Origin of the sequence: Kitasatospora sp. NPDC036755, from assembly GCF_040636595.1 — a bacterium.
Classification (GTDB): domain Bacteria; phylum Actinomycetota; class Actinomycetes; order Streptomycetales; family Streptomycetaceae; genus Kitasatospora.
Map to the genome: position 1 here is coordinate 1 of NZ_JBEZUT010000016.1, position 19862 is coordinate 19862.

The window sequence follows — 19862 nt, forward strand, 5'->3', positions numbered from 1 at the left end:
GGCGCCGGCGCCGGACGGTCGTCGGCCAGCACCTCGGCGAGTGCCGCCCGCAGCGCCGGGCCCGGGCGGATGCCCAGCTCCTCGTCCAGCCGCACCCGCGCCTGGTGGTAGACGGTCAGCGCCTGCGCGGACCGGCCCGCCTGGTGCAGACAGCGCATCAGCAGCGCCACCAGCTCCTCGCGCAGCCCGTCCCGCCGGACGCCCTGCTCCAGCAGCGGCACGGCCGACGCCCCGGCGCCCTGGCCCAGCCGCAGCCCGGCCCAGAAGAGCAGGGCGGCGGTGCGGGACTGCTGCAGCCGGTCCACCGCGGCGGCGCGCAGCGGGGTGTCGGGCAGGTCGGCGAGCGCCTCGCCGCGCCACAGCCGCAGCGCCTCCTCCAGCAGGGCGACGGCCGCGGTGCGGTCGCCGAGCCCGGTCCGCTCCTCGGCCGCGCCGGCGAGTTCCTCGAAGCGCAGCGCGTCCACGGCGTCGGCCGGCCCGGCCAGCAGGTAGCCGGAGTCCCGGGTGCGCAGCTCGAACGGCGTGTCGGCGAGCACCTTGCGCAGCGCGGCGACGTGCCCCTGCACGGCCGCCCGGGCGCTCGGCGGCGGCTGCTCGGCCCACAGCAGCTCGCACAGCTGGTCCATCGTCACCAGGCGCCCCAGCCGCAGCGCCAGCAGCGCCAGGACGGCCCGCCGCTGCGCGCCCGCCACCCCGGCGAAGCCGTCCGTCCCGACCCGCAGCTCCACCGGCCCGAGCAGTCGAATCCGCACCGGTACTCCCACCTCACCGCACAACGCCCGTGGCACCGGAAGCCTCGGGGTGGAGCAGTGTAGTGCGCGAAGGTGTCCGGTCCGAGCCGGACGGTCCTCCGCCGCCGCGCCGCGGGCCACCCCCCGGGAGGACGCCGCGGAGGCGGGCCGGGGTTGCACCGGTCGGCGGGCGCGGCACCGCTGTCGTACCCACCGGGTACGGTACGGCCGACGTCAGGGGCCCGGTCGGCCCTATCCTCGATCCGGCCGGGGAAGCGATGGTGGGGGAGGGGAACGGGCGCGTGCACATCGATCTGCTCGGACCGGTGGTGGTGCGGTGGGAGGACGGGGCGGTGGTGACGCCCTCGGCGCCCAAACGCCGGGCGCTGCTGAGCGCGCTCGCCCTCCGGCTGAACCGGACGGTGGCCACCGAGGAGCTGATCGAGCTGGTCTGGGAGGGCTGTGCGCCGCCCACCGCGCGGGCCGCCCTGCAGGGCCACGTCGCGGCGCTGCGCCAGCTGCTGGACGGCTCCGGGCTGGAGCTGGACACCCGCGGGTACGGCTACCTGCTGGCCGGCGAGCCCGACCGGATCGACGTGCTGAGCTTCGGCCGGCTCTGCGAGCGGGCGGGTGTGCCGCTGCCCGGTCCCGCCGTCCTGCCGCTGCCCGAGCCCGCCGTCCCGCCGGCCGACCCGCCGTGGGACGCCTCGCCGGACCGGGCCCTGCCCCTGCTGCGCGCCGCGCTGGACCTGTGGCGCGGCCCGGCGCTCGCCGACTGCGGGTCCGCGCTGCTGCGCGAGCGGGCCCTCCCGCACCTGACCGACCTGCGGCTGCGCGTCCTGGAGCGGCTGGCCGACGGCCTGCTCCGGGCCGGCCGGGGCGGCGAGCTGGCCGCCGAACTCGCCGAGGCGGCCGACACCAACCCGGCCCGGCAGCCGCTGGCCGCCCGGCTGGTGCGCTGCCTGGAGCAGGACGGCCGGAGCGCCGAGGCGCGGGAGTGCTACGAGCGCGCGGTCGCCCGGCTCGGCGGGCCGCCCGGTCCGGAGCTGCGCCGGGCCGGGGAGCAGTGCGGCGCCAGGCTCGCCGCCGACCGCCGGTTCGTCGGCCGGGGCGCCGAACTCGCCCGGCTGGACGAAGTGTTGCCCGCCGCGCGGGACGGCCGCCCGATCCTGGTCACCGGGCCCGCCGGAGTCGGCAAGACCAGCCTGGTCCGCCAGTGGACGGCCGGGCGCGCCGAGGACTGCTTCCCGGACGGCGTCCTGCGCGCCGAGCTGCACGGCTTCGACCCGGACGGGCCGCGGGAACCCGCCGAGGTGCTCGGCGATTTCCTCGCCGCCCTCGGGGTCGCCCCGGAGGCGCTGCCCGCCGACCCCGGGGACCGCGCCCGCCGCTACCGCGAACTGGTCGCCGGCCGGCGGATGCTGGTCGTGCTGGACGACGCGGCCGGCTACGAGCAGCTCGCCCCGCTGCTGCCCGACCCGCCCGCCACCGACAGCGAGCCCGCCCCGGTCGCGGTCGTCACCAGTCGCAGCCGGCTGCGCCACCTGCTGGTCCACGTCGGAGGCATTCCGCTGCCGCTGGGCGTGCTCGGCGCCGACGAGGCCGCCGACCTGCTCGCCCGCGCTCTCGGCGAGGACCGTACGGCCGGGGAGCCGGAAGCGGTCGCCGAACTCGTCGAGCGCTGCGACCGGCTGCCGCTCGCGCTGCGGCTGGCCGCCACCCGCCTGGCCGCCCGGCCGGACTGGTCGGTGGCCGACCTGGCCGCCGAACTCGCCGCCGAGCAGACCGGCCTGGCCGCCCTCTCCGGCGCCGGAACCGGTGGCACGCGCGGCCCGCTCGGCCTCACCACCGCGCTGGACGACACCTACCGCACGCTGGCGCCCGAGGCCGCCCGGCTGTTCACCCTGCTCGGCCTGCACCCCGGCGCGGAGATCGGCACCGACACCGCCGCCGCCCTCGGCGACCTCCCGCCCGTCACCGCCCGCACCCTGCTGACCCGGCTCGACGCCGTCCACCTGCTGGAGGAGACCAGCCCCGGCCGGTACGCCCGGCGCGAGCTGGTCCGTCGGCACGCCGCCGCCCAGGCCGCCGAACTCACCTGCGACGAACGGTACCTGGCCCTCGACCGGCTGATCGCCCACTACCTCGACGTCACCGCCGACTGGACGGCCGAGAGCGCGCCGGCCGGGGGCTGCGCCCGGGCGGCGGCCTGGTTCCGCCGCGAGGAGAGCGCCCTGCGCGCCGTGGTGCTCTGCGCCGAGCAGCGGGGGCGGCCGAGTGCCGCCTGGAAACTCGCCCACCGCGCGGGCCTGCTGTACGAGGCCGGCGGCCACGACCGGGCGCACTGGCGGGCCGTGGTCGAGGCAGGGCTGAGCGCCGCGCACACGGAGCGGGACGAGGCGGCGGTGGCCCGGCTCGCCACCGACCTCGCCGTCCTGCACGTCGACCGCGCGGCCCACCGCACCGCCGCCGACACCCTGGAGCGGGCCGTCGCGGCCGCCGACCGGGCCGGGGACCCGGTGCTGCGCCACCACTGCCGCAGCCGGGTGGCCGCCGCCCTGCTGCGGGCCGGCCGGTACGAGCGGGCCGTCCCGATGCTCGGCGACCTGGTCGCCGCCGCCCGCACCCCGGCCGTCGGCCACCTGCTGGTCCGCGCGCTCACCGACCTCGCCGACGCGCTGGTCCTGGCCGGAGACCCGGGGCCCGCCCTGCGTCACGCCGACGAGGCGGTGCGCGCCGCCACCGCCCGGTCCGGTGGCGCCGAGGCCGTCCTCGCCACCCACAGCCGGGCCCGCGCGCTGCACGCGCTCGGCCGCCGGGACGCCGCGCTCTCCTCGGCCCGGCTCGCCGTAGCCCTCGGCCGTACCGTCGGTGACCCGGCCCTCGAAGCCCGCTCCCACGGCCTGCTCGCCGACCTGCTGGACGCGCTCGGCCGCACCGTCGAGGCCGCGCGGACACGGGGGCGACCGTGACCGCCCCCGGGCCTCCGGTGGCGGAAAACCGCAGATCGGCCAGCGGAACCACAGGCGGAACTATCGGCGGTTCTCATTCCGGGGGGCCGTCTGCACCCTGCCGACCGTCCCCTGTGCATACCTCCTGACCTGGGCGGATACCCTGGGGGAGGGTCAAGTAGGACGAACATGTCGGCCCGGGCATACTTCTGCCTGGAGCGAATCGCCGGAGGCGGTTCCAGGCAGAAGTGCGGAACTGCGCAGGACGAGCGAGTGGGGGCGGGTATGGCGGCCGGGGGCGGCACGGACACGGACACGAACGAGTTCAGCTGTCTGCTGGCCGGGCACCGGGTGGCGGCCGGCCTGACCCAGGAGGAGCTCGCCGCGGCCGCCGGGGTCAGCCTGCGGGCCCTCGGGGACATGGAGCGCGGCCGCACCCGCGGCCCGCAGCGGCGCACCGTACGGGCCCTGGCCGAGGCGCTGGGACTGGACGGCGCGCAGGCGGAGGCGCTGGACCGGGCCGCGCAGTCCGGGCGCCCGCGCGGGACACGGCCCGGCTCCGTGCCCGTCGTCGGCGCCCGGCCGGGCGTGCCCGCCCCGCGCGAAGCCGCCTTCGCCCGGGAGGCGGCCTCGGCCGACGCCCCGCCGCAGGCTTCCGCGGAGGCCGCCCAGGTCGTTCAGGTCGCCCTGGAGGCGGGCCAGAGCGCCCTCGCGCTGCCCCGTGACATCGCCGACTTCACCGCCCGCGAGGACGCCCTCGCGCTGCTCGCCGGCCTGGCCGAGGACGAGCGGCCGGCCCACCCGCGGGTGGTGCTGATCAGTGGTCAGCCGGGCCTCGGCAAGACCGCCTTCGCGCTGCACGCCGCCCACGCCCTGGCCCCGGGCTTCCCGGACGGCCAGCTCTCCCTGGACCTCGGCGGCATGTCCCCGCAGCCGCTGCCCGCCCGGGACGCGCTCGGCCAGGTGCTGCGCGCCCTGGGGGTCGCGGACGGCGCGGTGCCCGCCGGCACGGAGGAGCGGGCCGGCCTCTACCGGGCACTGGTGCGCGAGCGTCGGCTCGTGCTGGTGCTGGACAACGCCGCCGACGAGAGCCAGGTGCGCCCGCTGCTGCCCGGTTCGGGCCCGGCCGTGACCATCGTGACCAGCCGCAACGTGCTGCCCGGCCTGGAGTCGGTGCACCGGTTGAGCCTGGACGTGCTGTCCCCGGCCGAGGCCGCCGGCCTGCTGGCCCGGATCGCCGGGCGCGAGCGGATCGAGGCCTCGCCCGACGCCACCGCCGAACTGGCCAGGCTCTGCGGCTACCTGCCGCTCGCGCTGCGGATCGCCGGGCAGCGCCTGGTCGCCCGCCCGCAGCAGCCGGTCGCCCACCTGGTGCGCCAGCTCGCCGCCGAGGAGAACCGGCTGGACCTGCTGGAGACCGGCGACCTGGCCGTCCGCCCGGCCTTCGAACTGTCCTACCGGAGGCTGCCCGCAGAATCCCAACTCGTGCTCCGCCGCTGCGCGTTGACCGCCGGGCAGGACTTCACCGCGGAGATCGCCGCGGCCTACGCGGGCCGGTCCGCGGCCCGTACCGAGCTGGTGCTGGAACAGCTCGTCGACGCCGGGCTGATGCAGGCCGCCACCCCGGACCGCTACCGGCTGCACGACCTGGTGCGGCTGTACGCGGGCGAGCGGCTGGCCGCCGACGAGACCGCCCGGGAGCTGGCCGAGGCCAGCACCAGGGCCGGCCGCTGGATCCTCGCCAGGGCGGCCGAGTACGGGCTGCGGTTCGACCCCGACCACGCCACGGACGGCACCGGCACCGGCGGTACCGCACCCGCGCACCTCACCGAGGCGGCCGCCTGGCTGGAGTACGAGCACCCGGAGTGGCTGGCCGCCCTGCACCAGGCGCAGCGGGCCGGCCGCCACCGGGAGGTGGTGGAGACCGCCGAGGCGATGCACTGGTTCTCCGACCGCCTGCTCAGCTGGGGCATCTGGGCCGAGGTGTTCCAGCTCTCGGCGGACGCGGCCCGGGCGATCGGGGACCGGCGGGTCGAGGCGGTGCACGTCAACTACCTGGCCTGGACGTACGTCACCTGCCTGCACCGCTACCAGCGCGGCATCGAGCTGGCCACCGAGGGGCTGGAGCTGGCCCGGGCGGTCGGCGACCGGGAGCAGCAGGGCTGGGCGCTGACCTACCTCGCCTCGGGCCTGCGCTACCTCCAGCGGCACCGCGAGGCGACCGACGCCTTCCACCGGGCGGCGGACGCCTTCGCCGAGGTCGCCACCCGCTCGGCGATGATCGGCCGGCTGGTCACCCTGCGCGGAGCCGCCAACTGCCTGCGGGAGTCCGGCCGGGCCGAGGAGGCGGTGGAGTCGCGCCGGCGGGCCCTGGCGGAGGCGCTGGAGCTGGTGGAGCGCTGGTCCTCGCCGCTGATCCACCTGCTGGCGGCCATGACCGCGCACGAACTCGGCCTGGACCGCGCGGCGCTGAAGCGCTGGCCGGCCGCCGAGCGGGCCTACCGGCAGGCCCTCCTGCACTTCGAGGCGGTGGGCCGCCCGGACAGCATGACCAAGACGCTGACCGAACTGGGCACCGCGCTGATCGAGCAGGGCCGCCCCGAGGAGGCCCGCGAGCTGCTCACCGAGGCGCTCACCGACCTGAGCGCGGAGGGGCCCCGTACGGCGGGCGCCCGGCACTGACCGGCACCGCCGGGGGCTGCCGGGTGCCGGTCGGCACCGACGGGCGCCGACCGGCAGATGCCGCGACGTGCCGCCACGCGGCGGCGCCCGCTCCCGGTCGGACCGGAAGCGGGCGCGCGGGTGCCGGGCGGGACGGCGGGTCAGATCCGGGTGTCCTCCACCACCGGCAGCGAGTTCACCGGGGCCGGGACCGAAGCCGGGGCCGGGGCCGGCGCGAAGGCCGTCCGCGGGGCGACGGGCTGCTTGCCGCAGAAGGCCGGCTCCAGGGTGTTCATCAGCCCCTGCGTCACCGAGCCGTTGTTGGAGGCGTTGGCGAAGACCACCACGCTGCGCCGTCCGTCCTGGGTGGTGAAGGACTGGGTGTTGAAGCCCTGCACGATGCCGCCGTGCCCGTACACGTCTCCGCAGGAGAGGGTGATGCGGCGCAGGCCCAGGCCGTAGGAGATCTTCGCGGTGGGCGTGGCCAGGGCGGCGGTCATCTGCTGGAGCGAGGCGTCCGAGACGAGCCCGCCGTTGCCGCCGGCCATCAGCGCGGTGAGGAAGCGGTCGAGGTCCTCGGCGTCGGAGATGACGGCCCCGGCGGCCCACAACCAGGAGCCGGTCTGCGCGGTGGAGTCCAGCAGCGGCTTGGTGCGGTCGTCGTTGGTGAGGTAGCCGGTGACGTGGGCGCCGCGGATGTCCTGGTCGGGCACCACGAAGGAGGTCTTGCGCAGGCCGAGCGGCTGGAGGATCCGCTCGTTCAGCACCTCCTGGTACGGCTGGCCGGTGAGGTGCTCGACCGCCAGGCCCATCAGCACGAAGTCGGTGTTGGAGTAGGAGTAGCGGGTGCCGGGGGTGTACTGCACGCCGTGCTTGACGGACATCGCCACCAGCGCGCGCGGGTCGTAGACCTTGGTGCGGATGCGTGCCTCGAAGGCGCTGGTGGTCTCCTCGCCGGCCTGCTCCAGCAGGTCGTTGGTGTGGTCGAAGACGCCGGCCCGGTGCTCCATCACCTGGCGGCCGGTCATGGTCCAGCCCTCCGGCAGGGTGCCCTCGGGCAGGTACTCGCGCAGCGGCCGGTCGAGGTCGATCCGGCCCTCCTCCGCCAGCTGCATCACGAGAACGGCGGTGAACATCTTGCTGTTGCTGCCGACCCGGAACCTCCACGAGGAGTTCATCGGGGTGCCGTCCAGGTCGGCCAGGCCGACCGAGACCGAACGGGTGCGGGCGGCGGCGTCGTGGTCGCGGATCACCGCGAAGGCGCCCGGGGCGCCGGCCGCGGCGGTGGCGTCGAGAGCGGCGCGCACGCCGGCGAGGTCGGGGGCGGTCGTGTCGGTGGTGCCCTGTCCGGCGGCCGCGGCGGGCAGAGCACCCGTCGCCACCAGGACGGCGGCGGCCGCGACGGTCGCGAGCGGACGCAGAAGGCTGGTCTTCGCCATGTTCATCGGTTCTCTCGTCAGCTGACGCGGTGTCGGACCGCGCCGTTCGATGATCACTATCACCGGCCGGGGCGGCTGATGGCAATGTGAACCGTTTCGCCCGCAATTCGCGTTGTCGGTGGTGGTATCGGCGGCCGCACCGTCCGTTCTCCGCTCCGGGGCCAAGGTTTCACCTGCCGTCGTCTACCCGCGTCGACCTGAGCGCCCCATGCTGTTCGGGCGCCTTCGCGCACTCCGGTGCGCTCGCCGCACCGGCTTCCCGCCCCACCGACCACGGAGCTTCCCCCGAGTCCGCGGTCACCGCCGACTCCGCCGACGGCAGGCCGCCCGGCCGCACCGGATCCGCCCGGCCGCACCCCGGCGGCACGCACCTCCCGTCCCGCGCCCGGCTCGCCGGGCCGTCCACTACCCGAGGAATTGTCATGACTTCGTCCACGAAGCCCGTGAACCCCCGCTCCCGCCTCACCGCGACGGCGATCGGCTCCGCCGTCGCCCTGGTCGCGGCCTCCGCCGGCCTCTGGGCGGCGACCGCCACCACCGCGCAGGCGGCCGCCCTGCCCACGCCCGACCACATCATCGTGGTGGTGATGGAGAACCACGCCTACACCCAGGTCGTCGGCAGCAGCAGCGCGCCGTACCTCAACAACACCCTGATCGCGGGCGGCGCCAACCTCACCCAGTCGTACGCCATCACCCACCCGAGCGAGCCGAACTACTACGCGCTGTTCTCCGGCTCCACCCAGGGCACCGTCGACGACAGCTGTGTGAAGGTCGGCGGCTTCCAGGCCGCCAACCTGGCCTCCGAGGTGATCGCCGCCGGCAAGACCTGGGCCAGCTACAACGAGACCCTGCCCAGCCAGGGGAGCACCGTGTGCAGCAGCGGCAAGTACGCGCAGAAGCACAACCCCTGGTTCGGCTTCGGCAACGTCCCGCTGAGCTCGGCGAAGACCTTCGCCCAGTTCCCGACCGACTACAGCACCCTGCCGAACGTCTCCTTCGTTGTGCCGAACCTCTGCAACGACATGCACGACTGCTCGGTCGGCACCGGTGACACCTGGATCAAGAACAACCTGGGCGCGTACGCCACCTGGGCGCAGACCCACAACAGCCTGCTGGTCGTCACCTTCGACGAGGACAACTCGCTGTCCGGCAACCGGATCCCGACCGTGGTCTACGGCGCCCACGTGACCCCCGGCAGCACCAGCTCCACCACCTACAACCACTACAACGTGCTGCGCACCCTGGAGGACCTGGCCGGCACCACCGGCCACGCGGGCAACGCTGCCTCCGCCGCCGACATCACCGGCATCTGGAACTGACCCGCGCCGATCAGCCCCTGCCCGCCCCGCTGTCGCGGCCGGGTCCGGGCCGGTGGCCGTTCGGCCGCCGGTCCGGACCCGGCCGGCGGGAGGTGCCCGCAGGCCCGGCGGAGCCCGGTGGTCAGACCGCCCGGGTCCGCGCCCAGTCGTAGAGGCGGTGGGCGCTGTCCCCGAGGCGGGTGGCGTACAGCGTGCCGGCCGGGCCGCCCGCGAGCTCGTCGGTGGTGGTGGTGACGCCGACGACGGTGCCGGTGCCGGTGCGCGGGTCGAACCCGGCGAAGTGCGGGCCGCCGCTGGCCCCGTGCGACATGTCGCAGGCCCCGCCCCACAGCAGCGGGGCCGTGGGGCCGGGGTGGGCCGGTCCGGCGCAGTGGATCATGCGCGAACCGGTGTACCGGGCGGCGGGGTTGTTCAGCCGGTCCTTGGGATACCCGAAGGTGTGGACGAACTCGCCCTCGGTGGGCGGGGTGAACGCGATCCGCTGGCTTCCGGTGACGTCCGCGACCGGCCGGCCGTCGGCCGAACGGTTCGCCACCAGCAGCCCGGTGTCGTAGCCGGCCACGGCGACCTGGTCCGAGCCGGTGCCGGCCGGGACGGCGTCCCAGCGGGAGGAGGTGGCCGCGGTCCTGATGCTGAAGCCGCCGAGCGGCTTGGTCCCGTTGCGGTAGCCGGGCACGAAGTAGAGGTTGTGGTTCCAGGTGTCGTCGGCGCCGGGTGCTCCGACGCCCCGCAGGCAGTGGGCCGCCGTGACGACGGTACTGCGGTTCGGGGCGGCGACGACCGTCGCGGTGCAGCTGCCGTCGTAGCCGTCGGAGAAGGTGAAGAAGAGCCGGCCGACGCTCCGGTCCACCGCTCCGCCGTGGGTCCACACGGCCCCGGGGTCCGGGGTGTCCGCGGGCAGCGGCCGGGGGTCGTCGGGGGTGTCGTCGTCCTCGGGCACGGGCGTGATCTCGGGGACGAGGGCGCCCGCCAGCTTCATCCGGGCGGGCGTCCAGTAGGCGTCGATCCGGTCGCGCTCCTGCGTGGTGGTGGCGCCGGCGTGCGTGGTGACGGTGTCCCGCTCCACGGCGGCGGCGGTGCCCGGCAGCACCGCCGCCATCGTGGCGGCACTCAGCAGGGCGGCCCCCGCGGCGGCGAGCCTGCGGGCGAGCGTACGGTCGGGGGCGGACGTTCCAGGTGTCTTCGGCATGTCCGGCACCGTAGGCGCGGAACGTCAGGGTCCCGTGTGGAGCGGGTCTCGGTGGGCCGTCGGAACGATCAGGTTGCGGTAACGGTGTCGCGGCCGTGTATCGGCGGCCCGCCGCCCGGGCGGCTCAGAGGCCGAGTTCGGTGAGGCCCGGGTGGTCGTCGGGGCGGCGGCCGAGCGGCCAGTGGAACAGGCGGTCCCCGGGGGCGATCGGCAGGTCGTTGATGGAGGCGTGCCGACGGGCCATCAGCCCGTTCCGGTCGAACTCCCAGTTCTCGTTGCCGTAGGAGCGGTGCCAGCGGCCGGCGTCGTCGTGCCACTCGTAGGCGAAGCGGACCGCGATGCGCTCGCCGTCGAACGCCCACAGCTCCTTGATCAGGCGGTAGTCCAGCTCGCGCTGCCACTTGCGGGTGAGGAACCCGGCGATCCGCTCGCGGCCGACGAGGAACTCCGAGCGGTTGCGCCAGCGGCTGTCCGGTGTGTACGCGAGGGCGACCCGCTGCGGGTCGTGGGTGTTCCAGGCGTCCTCGGCGGCCCGGACCTTCCGCCGGGCGGTCTCCGCGGTGAAGGGGGGCAGGGGCGGGCGCCGTTCGGTGCCGGTCTCGGGCATGGGTGCTCCTCGGAATGATCGTTCCGCCGGTGAGAACGATCGTTCTCACTGCTATGGCTACGATAGGAGAACCATCGTTCTCACGCAAAGGGCACGGCAGATGGAGCAGGAAGACCCACGGAGCCGGATCCTCGACGCGGCCGAGGAGCTGTTCTACGGGCAGGGCATCCAGGCGGTCGGCATGGACGCCGTCCGGGCCGCCTCCGGCATGACCATGCGCCGCCTCTACCAGCACTTCCCGTCCAAGGGCGAGCTCGTCGAGGCCTACCTGCTGCGCCGTGACGGCCGCTGGCGGGCGAGCCTCGCCGTGTACGTCTCGCGCACCGGGGGCTCCCCGCTGGAGCAGTTGCTCGCGGTCTTCGACTGGCTCGGCCGGTGGTTCGCCGAACCCGGCTTCCGGGGCTGCGCCTTCGTCAACTCGCTCGGTGAGCTGGGCGCCCTCAGCCCCGCGGTGGTGGCCGCCGCCCGGCACCACAAGGAGCAGTTCGGCGGCTACCTCGCGGGCCTGGCCGAGGCCGCCGGAGCCCCACCCACCACGGCCGTCCACCTGGCCCTGCTGGCGGAGGGGGCGATCACCAGCGCGGCCGTCCACGGCGATCCGACGGCCGCCGCCGACGCCAGGGAGGCCGCCCGAGTCCTGCTCGACGCGGCGCCGGCCCGGTAGTCGGCGGCGGGTGACCCGCGGCCGTGCGACCTACAGCTTCCAGCGCATGGAGAACGGCAGGCCGTACTGCGCCATGCCGCGCAGGAGGATCTGACCAGAGACGAGCCCGCTGTTGCTGATGTAGTGCGGCGTGGCGTACGGGATGTGCGGCGCCCACCGGGGAAGCGCGCTGACGGACCCGTCCGGGTTCCAGAGCTGCGCGTAGAACTGGGCGCGGGTCGGCGGCGGGTCGCTGGTGTACCCGACGACGGTGCCCTGGTCGTTGATCGCGGTCGCGAAGCTCGCCAGCGCGGTCGGTTGGAGCGGCCGCGGCGTGCCGTCGGCGTCCCAGCGCGCGGCCTGCCCGTTCTGGCGGCCCACCACCGTTCCCGAGGTGTTCACGGCCGTCGCCTCGGTGTGCGCCCCCAGGTCGGCGACCGCGCCGAAGGCGTCCCAGACGAGTCCGTGCCGCGGCCCGGACGAGGCGTCCGCCCAGCCGATCACGATGCCGGAGTCGGTGATGCGGGTCGCGCCGCCGCGCGTGAGGCCCGCCGGCAGACTCAGCGCGGTGACGGTTCCGTCGGGGCTCCAGACGACCGCCCGCGGGGAGGCGGTGCCGCCGGCCGGGTAGGAGTGTCCGACCGCCGTGCCCGCGCCGTTGACGGCGACGGCCGCGCTCCCGGTGTCGCCCGGCAGCGGAGGCAGGGCGACGGGCGTGCCACTCGGCGGCCACGCCACGGCGTGCTCCGAGGACGCGTCCGAGGAGGATCCCACCGCGGTGCCGTCCTCGCTGACCGCGGCCGGGGCCGCCTCCGAGTCGCCGGGCAGTGGAAGCAGTTCGACCGGCGTGCTCCCGGAGGCCCAGCGCAGTCCGTGCTGTTCGCCCGTCTGTGACCGGGAAGTCCCCACCACGGTCAGGTTGTTGTTGATCGCGGTGGCCTTCGCGCGCCCGCCGCCCGGCAGCGGGTCGAGCCCGCTCATGGACCAGTCCGTCTTCCAGAGCATCAGGGAGATCCTGAGCGGCCCGCCACCGGCGTAGTCCCCCACGATGACCTCGGAGACGCTGTCCCCGTTGCCGTTGGCGACCTGGAGTTCCCGGGAGTACGTGCCGGGTTCGGTGGGAGGTGCCTCGATCGAGATCTCGGCCAGGGAGGGGCCGGCGGCCGCTGGTGCCGAACCCGCGGTCAGGGCCGTGGCCGCGGCCGCGGCGACGACCGCGGCGAGTGTGCGAGAGGTGCGCTTGCTCATGGGATGTGCAGCTCCTGTCTCTCGTCGGTGCCACGGAGGCGGGGTGGAGCCGGCGGCACGCCGGTTCCCCGCCCCCGTACCGCCCGCAAGTCTTCACCGACCCGGCCCGGCCGCGCAGCCCGACGGATGATTTGCCCCCGTCCGGTTCGTCGCCGGAGCGATGTCAACTCCCCTGTGGTGGAAGGCGATTCCGGACGGGGAGGTCGGCTGCGGCGGCAACTCCCGGACGAACCGCGCCGGGCGAGTGCTTTTCGCCCGAACGCGCGTTTATCGCCCATTGATCGTCACCGCCTAGCCTCGGGCGCATGGACAAGAGGACGGCCGAGAGGCCGGGGGCGTTGCCCGAGGGACGGATGACGGAGCAGGACACCGAGCGGTTCCGGCAGTTGCTGGCGCGGTTGGAGGACTCGCTGGCGGTGGACCGGAAGACGGCCGGGCGCGATGCCTGAGTGCGCCGAGCTGCGCCCGGCGGCGTCATCGGTGGTGGTGTCACCGGTGACGGTGCTGCCGCTGTGGCGGCGGGGGGAGGACGGGCCGGACCGGGGCGCGGACCGGCCCGGGGTGCCGCGGGGGCACTCCGGGCCGGTGGCGGCCGGGCAGGGCGGTCGCGCTGGTCAGGGCGGTCGTGCCGGTCAGGACGGGACGGGCGAGGTGGAGCCGGTGGGCTGACCGGTCGGCTTCAGCCGCAGTCGCAGCAGCAGCCGTCGCAGCAGTCGCACCCGTCGCAGCAGTCGCAATCGCAGCCGCAGTCACCGCAGTTGCAGCAGTCGGTGCAGTCGCAGTCGTGCCGTTCGCAGAAGCCCTTGCGCGGCTCGCGGGTGAACGGGTCGTTGTGGTCGCAGCAGAGCAGCTGGCAGGTGCAGGCCATCAGCGCCCACACCGCGCACCCGGCGAGCAGGTTGCGCGGGTTCGGCGGCTTCCCGCCGGGCGGGGTGAAGCCGGGGCCCTGCGGCACCCACGGCGGGATCGGCGCCTGGCCCGGCGGCGTCTCCCGCGGCGGCGCCTGGTGCGGGTGTTCGTCCGTGGCGTGGCCGGCCGCGCCCGGGCGGCGGCAGCCCGCCCCGTGCCGGGCAGGACCGAAGACCCGGTCCACCGCACGCTCGGTCTCGTGCCCGAGCAGAACGTGCACCAGCGCGCGGTCGGTCAGTTCGACCTCGCGCAGGGCGAGCCGGATGCCGTGCACGGCGTCGCGGCAGAGCCGCTCGGCCTCGGCGCGGTCGGTGCCGGTGGCGGTCAGCGGGTTCCACGCGCCGGAGGCGGCGTCGGCGCTCTGGTCCTCGGCGGCGTCGAGGAGGTGGGCGAGCCGGCCGAACAGCCGTCCGGCCTCGGCGAGCGGGGCGGCGTTGCCGGGGCGCCCGGCGATCACGGCCGTGTGCGCGAAGGCGGCCGCGGTGGCGGTCTCGGTGGGCTCGGTGACGAGCAGGACGGACCCGCCCGGCCCGAGCGAACGCTCCAACTCGCCCTGCCGGGAGGCCGCGTCGAGCAGCACGGCGGTGTCGAAGCCGACGACGGAGGCGCTGCCCGCGCTCTTCCGGTCCCAGCGCCGGGTGACGGCGCGGGCTCCGGCCGCGACCGGGCGGCGGGCGAAGACGCCGTCCCGGTCCTCGACGTGGTCGCGGATCTTCACCGAGGCCAGGGCCAGGGAGACGGCGGCGGCGAGCCGGGCGCCCTCGCCCTTGGCGACGGAGGCGGTCCGCATGCCGCGCAGCGGGCACGGTCCGGCGGTGCGGCGCCAGGAGGAGTCCTCCCGGGCGGCCTGGGCCTCGACCAGCACGGAGATGATCAGACCGTCGTAGTTGGTCGCCGTCCGGGCCAGCTGCCCGTGGTCGTCCCGCAGCGCGAGGCAGAGCCCGCAGAGGTGGGCCATCCAGGAGGTCTGCAAGCGCTCGGACAGTCGGTGCCTGCACGGTTTGATGATGCCGAACACGCGGGTCCCCCTCGCCTCACGGGCCGCCGACCGGCCACGATTCGCCGGACATCATATGATCGCCGCCCCTCCTTGACGGAGAATCCGCAGCTTCGGCCGGCCCGCCCGCCGAGCGACGCCCGGGGCCGAAATCCGGTTGACCCGAGCGGAAGGATGGAGGCGTGATCTCCCAGGAGCGAGCGGTCGAGCTGGTCGAGTCCTTTCTGGCACGGGAACGGCCGAGCTGGGAATGGGCTCGGCTGATCCCGGAGTTGGCCGCCTACGCCGTCGTCGAACGGTCGGTCGGGTGGCTGGTCCACTGGACGTCGGCGGAGGGCGCCCGTGACCCCGCCCTGCGCGGGAACCTCCTCGGCGGCCCCTATCTGGTCGACCGGGAGGACGGGAGCATCCACTTCGTCCCCGGCACCGACTGGGACGACGGCTGGGAGCAGGACTACCTCCGACAGGTCAGGGGCGTCAGGGTGCCGGACCCCCTGGCCGCGGAGGTCCGGGAGCTCGCGGTCGCCGCCGGAGCGGTCGCCGCCATGCGGCACCTGCGGGCGCGGGCTCCGCGGATGGGGCTGCGGGAGGCCAAGGACTACGTCACGGCCGTCGGGGGCGGGAGTGAGCCGCCCGAGGAGCTGGCGGCCCTCACCCGGGAGCCCGGGACACCGGACCGGGGCCCGATCGAGACGCTGGCCGGTCCGGTGGGCCCCGTCCCGTAGCGCCTCCGGTCCGTGGGGCGGCGGCTCTGCTCCGGCTGGTCGGCCGGCGAGTGAGTGGATCTCATATCCGGGATAGAATCGCGAATATGGGAATCGACACGGCCGCCGACGAGCGGCTGGCACAGCGGCTCGCCGAGCTGAGGCTCGAACGCGGATGGACGCTGGAGGAGTTGGCGCGGCTGGCGGACGTGAGCCGGTCGACGCTGTCCCGGGTGGAGCGGGCGGAGGTCAGCCCGACGGCCGCGCTGCTCGGGCGGCTGTGCGCCGTGTACGGGCGGACCATGTCGCGGCTGCTGGCCGAGGTGGAGCCCGGCCCGGCCCGACTGGTGCGCGCCGGGGAGCAGCAGGTGTGGCGGGACGGGACGACCGGGTTCGTCCGCCGTTCGGTTTCGCCGCCGCACGGCTCGCTGCGAGCGGAGATCGTCGAGGGCCGGCTGCCGGCCGGCGCGGACATCGCCTACGACCGCGCCTGCACGCCGGGTCGGGAGCACCACCTCTGGCTGTTCGAGGGGCACCTGGAGCTGACCGTGGACGGCGAGCCGCAGCCGCTCGGCCCCGGCGACTGCCTGCGCTACGTCGGGAGCACCAGCCGCTTCCGCAGCCTCGGCCCGGGCGAGGCCCGCTACGCGCTGGTGGTGGTCGAGCCGTGAGCGCCGTCACCGGTCCGATACCCGAGAAGCCCGAGGACCGCCGCGCCCCCGGGACCGGGAAGCCCGAGAAGCCCGGGAAGCCCGGGAAGTCCGAGGCACCCCGGAAGCCCGAGGAGCGCTTCGACGCCGCCGGGCGCCGGGTCCTGGCGGTCTGCGTCGCGGGCGGATTCACCACGCTGCTCGACCAGTCCGTCCTCAACACCTCCATCCCCGCCCTGCGCGAGACCCTGCACGCCGGGCCCGCCGACCTCCAGTGGATCGTCGCCGGCTACTCGCTCTCCTTCGGCCTCGCGCTGATCCCGGGCGGCCGGCTGGGTGACGTCAAGGGCCGCAAGTGGTTCTTCGTCACCGGCCTCGCCCTGTTCACCCTGGTCAGCCTGGTCTCCGCGACCGCCACCGGGCCCGGCGTGCTGATCGCCGCCCGGCTGCTCCAGGGCGCGGGCGCCGGCCTGGTCAACTCCCAGATGATCGGCACCCTCCAGGACGTCTTCGACGGCCAGCTGCGGGCCCGCGCCCTCGGCATGTACGCCGTCACCGGCGGCCTCGCCTTCGCGCTCGGCCCGCCGATCGGCGGCGCGGTGCTGGCGCTGGCCGGCCCGGAGCACGGCTGGCGGCTGACCTTCCTGCTCAACGTCCCCTTCGGCCTGGCCACCGTCGCCCTGGCCGCCCGTCACCTGCCGAGGCCCCGCCCCAGCGCGCGCAGCGCGAACCTCGACGTCCTCGGTCTGCTGCTGGTCGGCGCGCTGACGCTCGCCCTGATGCTGCCCTTCGTCCAGCCGCCCGGCTGGACCGGTTGGCTGGCCTTCGCGGCCGCCGCCCTGCTGCTGCTCGGCGCGCTCGCGTGGTGGCAGCGGCGCTGCGCCCGGGCCGGCGGCCACCCGCTGATCCACCCGGCGCTCACCCGTTCCGCGCCGTACGCGCTCGGGACGGCCACCGCGATGGCCCAGTTCGGCTCCTCGCTCGCCGCCTCGCTGGTGCTGACCATGTTCCTCCAGGACGGCCTCGGCCTCTCCCCGATGGGGGCCGCGCTGGTCGCGCTGCCCTCCGCCGTGGCCATGGGCGTGGCCTCCGCGCTCGCCTGGCGGGTCGTCCAGCGCTTCGGCCGGCGCACCGTCACCGCCGGGATGGTCGGCTCCGCGCTCGCCATGCTGCTGAGCGGACTGCTCGCGCACTGGGCGCCCACCGCCGTCCTGCCCTGGCTGCTGGCGCTGCTGCAGCTGCTCGGCGGCGCCTCGGTCGGGCTGATGGGCTCCACCAACCAGGCGTACGTGCTGCGCCACGCGCCCGCGGAGGCGGCCGGGGTGAGCGGGGCGATCCTGCAGATGGCCCAGCGGATCGCGGCGGCCGTCGCGGTCTCGGCCCTGTCCGGGGTCTACCTCCGGGAGACCGCCGGGGGCGGCGGGCACCGCTCCGCCTACCTGACGGCGAGCGTGGTGTGCGCGGCGGTGGCCGGACTCGCCGTCCTGGCCTCGGTGTTCGCCGGCCGTGCCACCGCCCGGGAACGGCAGGAGGACGAGCCGGCCGCGCTGAGCCGAGGGCGAACGCCGGTCCGTTAGCGGGGAGTCGGCACGTACCGTGGCGGACATGACCGATGTACGGAACCGGACCGTGGACCTGCCCGGAGTGACGCTCGCCTACCGCGAGAGCGGGCGGCCCGACGGCCCGCCGCTGGTCCTGCTGCACGCCCTCGGCGAACGCGCCGCCGACTGGGACACCGTCCTGCCCGACCTCGCCCCCGGCCACCACGTGTTCGCGCTCGACCTGCGCGGCCACGGCCGCAGCGCCCGCACCGCCGCCTACTCGCTGGAGGCGATGCGGGACGACGTGCTGGCCTTCCTCGACGCCCTCGCGCTCGACCGTGTCGACCTGGTGGGCCACTCGATGGGAGGCGTCGTGGCCTACCTGCTCGCGCAGGCGGCGCCGGAGCGGATCGACCGGCTGGTGCTGGAGGACATCCCCGTGCTGTACCCGCGTCCGGCGAGCGCGCTGCCCGAGCACCCGGACCCGGACGTGCACTTCGACTGGGCGATGGTGCGGGCGGTCAGGGCCCAGCTCGACGACCCGGACCCGGCCTGGCGGTCGGGCCTGGCCAGGATCACCGCCCGCACCCTGGCCGTGGCCGGCGGTCCGGCCAGCCACATCCCGCAGGAGCGGATCGCCGAACTCGCCCGGCTGATCCCGGAATGCCGCCTGGTCACCGTCGAGGCCGGGCACCTGGTGCACGGTGCCCGGCCCGCGGAGTTCGTCGCCGTGGTGGCGCCGTTCCTGGCCCGCTGAGCCTGGCGGCCGGGCTCGGCGGACAGGGGCCGGCCCGGGTGGGTCAGACGCCGTGCTCGACGGGCAGCCGCCCGTTGCGCACCGCCGTCAGCAGGTCGGCGTGGTCGGCCTCGGTGCGGTCCGCGTAGGCCACCGCGAAGGCGGCGACCGCCTCGTCCAGCGCCTCGCTCTTTCCGCAGTACCCGGCCAGCACGCTCGGGTCGGCGGTGTGCGAGTGCGCCCGGGCCAGCAGGGCGCCGGTGATCCGGGCGTAGTCGTCCAACTGGGCCGGCAGCAGCGCCGCCGGGTCGACGCTGCCCTTGCGGTTGCGGAACTGCCGTACCTGGTAGGGGAGTCCGTCGACCGTGGTCCAGCCCAGCAGGGTGTCGCTGACCACCTGCATGTGCTTCTGGCCGAGCACCACCCGGCGGCCCTCGTGCCCGTCCGTGGCCGGCTGCGGCCCGCTCGGCAGGTACGGCAGCAGCGCGGACGGCCGGGCCTCCTTCACCTGCAGCACCAGCGGCTGGTCCCGGTGATCCGTGAGCAGCACCACGTACGAGCGGGTGCCCACGCTGCCCGTGCCCACCACCCGGAACGCCACGTCCTGCACCCGGTAGCGGGACAGCAGGGTGCGTACCTCGGCCGGTACCGTCTCGACGTACGGGCCGAGCGCGTGCGCGACGGCGCGGGCGGTCGCGTCGGTCACCTCGGTGAGCACCGGGGGAGCGGCCGTGAAGCGCCAACCGCCGTCCGCGGTACGGTCGGTGCTGCGGGCGGCGAACCGCGCGCTGGTGTTGCCGAGCGCCTTCGCCCCGACCTTGCGCAGCACCTCGGCGAGGTCGTGCGCCTCGGCGAAGGAGACCAGCTGCTCGTCCGCGATGGCGTTCCAGGCGTCCAGCCCCGGCAGCTTGGCGAGCGTGCGCACCGTCCGGCGGTAGGAGCCCGCCGCGTGCTGGGCGGCCTCGCGCGCGGTGGCCTCGCTCGCCCCGGCCTCCCGGGCGGCCAGCACCAGGCTGGCGGCGAGCCGCTTGAGGTCCCACTCCCAGGGGCCGGGGACGGTCTCGTCGAAGTCGTTGATGTCCAGGACGATCTGGCCGCGCGCGTCGCCGTACAGGCCGAAGTTGGCGGCGTGGGCGTCCCCGCAGAGCTGCGCGTCCACGCCGGTCACCGGGGTGGACGCGAGGTCGGCGGCCATCAGGCCGGCCGAGCCGCGCAGGAACGCGAACGGGGTCGCGGCCATCCGGCCGACCCGGATCGGCACCAGCCGGGCTATTCGGCCCGTGTTGGAGGCCTCCAGCGCGGACACGGCCGTCGGCCGGTCGGGGGCGGGGGTGAACTCCGCGTGCCGCTCCCGGGGCACCCGCGCCCGCAACTCCTTGCCGCGCTCCCGCGCCCGCCCGTCCTGGGCCGGGGCGAACCCGGCCACCGCGAACCCGCGCCGGGTCCGCTCGCTCCGCCCCGACCCCGGCTCTGCCCCGGCCACCTCGGCCCCACCCACGTGCGCCACGTTCCCCGCCCGTCCCTTCCGGTCCTCACC

At 75.7% G+C, this 19862-nt stretch carries 16 protein-coding genes; 9 read left to right on the top strand and 7 right to left on the bottom strand.

Annotation, left to right across the window (positions count from 1 at the left end):
* Positions 1-752, bottom strand: a 752-nt coding sequence (locus tag AB0E96_RS04200; protein WP_359818216.1) for an AfsR/SARP family transcriptional regulator, incomplete at its 3' end; no start/stop codon positions are given.
* Between the two features lie 281 nt (positions 753-1033).
* Between AB0E96_RS04200 and AB0E96_RS04205 the strand changes: the two genes are divergently transcribed.
* The gene (locus AB0E96_RS04205; protein ID WP_359818219.1) at positions 1034-3703 is read left to right on the top strand and encodes a BTAD domain-containing putative transcriptional regulator; all 2670 of its coding nucleotides are present in this window, start codon (positions 1034-1036) and stop codon (positions 3701-3703) included.
* Between the two features lie 252 nt (positions 3704-3955).
* Positions 3956-6364 carry a tetratricopeptide repeat protein gene (locus AB0E96_RS04210; protein WP_359818221.1) on the top strand — a complete coding sequence of 803 codons (2409 nt, stop codon included), beginning with the start codon at positions 3956-3958 and terminating at the stop codon, positions 6362-6364.
* 140 nt (positions 6365-6504) lie between these two features.
* On the opposite strand, the gene AB0E96_RS04215 is transcribed toward AB0E96_RS04210, so the two are convergent.
* Positions 6505-7782: a serine hydrolase domain-containing protein gene (locus tag AB0E96_RS04215; RefSeq protein WP_359818224.1), complete on the bottom strand. Its 1278-nt coding sequence runs from the start codon at positions 7780-7782 to the stop codon at positions 6505-6507.
* Between the two features lie 422 nt (positions 7783-8204).
* On the opposite strand from AB0E96_RS04215, the gene AB0E96_RS04220 reads away from it, so the two are divergent.
* Positions 8205-9101 carry an alkaline phosphatase family protein gene (locus AB0E96_RS04220; protein ID WP_359818227.1) on the top strand — a complete coding sequence of 299 codons (897 nt, stop codon included), beginning with the start codon at positions 8205-8207 and terminating at the stop codon, positions 9099-9101.
* A 121-nt stretch (positions 9102-9222) separates the two neighbouring features.
* On the opposite strand, the gene AB0E96_RS04225 is transcribed toward AB0E96_RS04220, so the two are convergent.
* Both AB0E96_RS04225 and AB0E96_RS04230 read right to left on the bottom strand, forming a co-directional pair.
* Positions 9223-10290: a hypothetical protein gene (locus tag AB0E96_RS04225; protein ID WP_359818230.1), complete on the bottom strand. Its 1068-nt coding sequence runs from the start codon at positions 10288-10290 to the stop codon at positions 9223-9225.
* Positions 10291-10414: 124 nt separating this feature from the next.
* Complete coding sequence (locus tag AB0E96_RS04230) at positions 10415-10897, bottom strand: nuclear transport factor 2 family protein (RefSeq protein WP_359818232.1); 483 nt, start codon at positions 10895-10897, stop codon at positions 10415-10417.
* Between the two features lie 100 nt (positions 10898-10997).
* Here AB0E96_RS04230 and AB0E96_RS04235 point away from each other — a divergent pair, with 100 nt between their 5' ends.
* The gene (locus tag AB0E96_RS04235) at positions 10998-11561 is read left to right on the top strand and encodes a TetR/AcrR family transcriptional regulator (RefSeq protein WP_359818234.1); all 564 of its coding nucleotides are present in this window, start codon (positions 10998-11000) and stop codon (positions 11559-11561) included.
* A gap of 30 nt (positions 11562-11591) precedes the next feature.
* On the opposite strand, the gene AB0E96_RS04240 is transcribed toward AB0E96_RS04235, so the two are convergent.
* A complete protein-coding gene (locus AB0E96_RS04240) occupies positions 11592-12788 on the bottom strand; it encodes a hypothetical protein (protein WP_359818236.1) in 1197 nt (398 codons plus the stop codon).
* 305 nt (positions 12789-13093) lie between these two features.
* Between AB0E96_RS04240 and AB0E96_RS04245 the strand changes: the two genes are divergently transcribed.
* Positions 13094-13237 (top strand): hypothetical protein, encoded by a 144-nt coding sequence (locus AB0E96_RS04245; protein ID WP_359818238.1) that lies wholly within the window; start codon positions 13094-13096, stop codon positions 13235-13237.
* A 230-nt stretch (positions 13238-13467) separates the two neighbouring features.
* On the opposite strand, the gene AB0E96_RS04250 is transcribed toward AB0E96_RS04245, so the two are convergent.
* Positions 13468-14715 (bottom strand): DUF5685 family protein, encoded by a 1248-nt coding sequence (locus AB0E96_RS04250; protein WP_359818241.1) that lies wholly within the window; start codon positions 14713-14715, stop codon positions 13468-13470.
* Positions 14716-14876: 161 nt separating this feature from the next.
* On the opposite strand from AB0E96_RS04250, the gene AB0E96_RS04255 reads away from it, so the two are divergent.
* The 4 genes from AB0E96_RS04255 to AB0E96_RS04270 all read left to right on the top strand — a co-directional run bounded on the left by AB0E96_RS04255 (position 14877) and on the right by AB0E96_RS04270 (position 18346).
* Positions 14877-15419, top strand: a complete 543-nt coding sequence (locus AB0E96_RS04255; RefSeq protein WP_359818243.1) for a YrhB domain-containing protein — start codon at positions 14877-14879, stop codon at positions 15417-15419.
* A gap of 86 nt (positions 15420-15505) precedes the next feature.
* Positions 15506-16069 (top strand): XRE family transcriptional regulator, encoded by a 564-nt coding sequence (locus AB0E96_RS04260; protein WP_359818246.1) that lies wholly within the window; start codon positions 15506-15508, stop codon positions 16067-16069.
* Positions 16066-17625, top strand: a complete 1560-nt coding sequence (locus tag AB0E96_RS04265; RefSeq protein WP_359818249.1) for an MFS transporter — start codon at positions 16066-16068, stop codon at positions 17623-17625. Before AB0E96_RS04260 ends, AB0E96_RS04265 begins: the two co-directional genes overlap by 4 nt.
* A 28-nt stretch (positions 17626-17653) precedes the next feature.
* The gene (locus AB0E96_RS04270; protein ID WP_359818251.1) at positions 17654-18346 is read left to right on the top strand and encodes an alpha/beta fold hydrolase; all 693 of its coding nucleotides are present in this window, start codon (positions 17654-17656) and stop codon (positions 18344-18346) included.
* Between the two features lie 43 nt (positions 18347-18389).
* Here AB0E96_RS04270 and AB0E96_RS04275 read toward each other — a convergent pair whose 3' ends face one another.
* The gene (locus AB0E96_RS04275; protein WP_359818324.1) at positions 18390-19751 is read right to left on the bottom strand and encodes a DUF2252 domain-containing protein; all 1362 of its coding nucleotides are present in this window, start codon (positions 19749-19751) and stop codon (positions 18390-18392) included.
* Between the last annotated feature and the right edge of the window lie 111 nt (positions 19752-19862).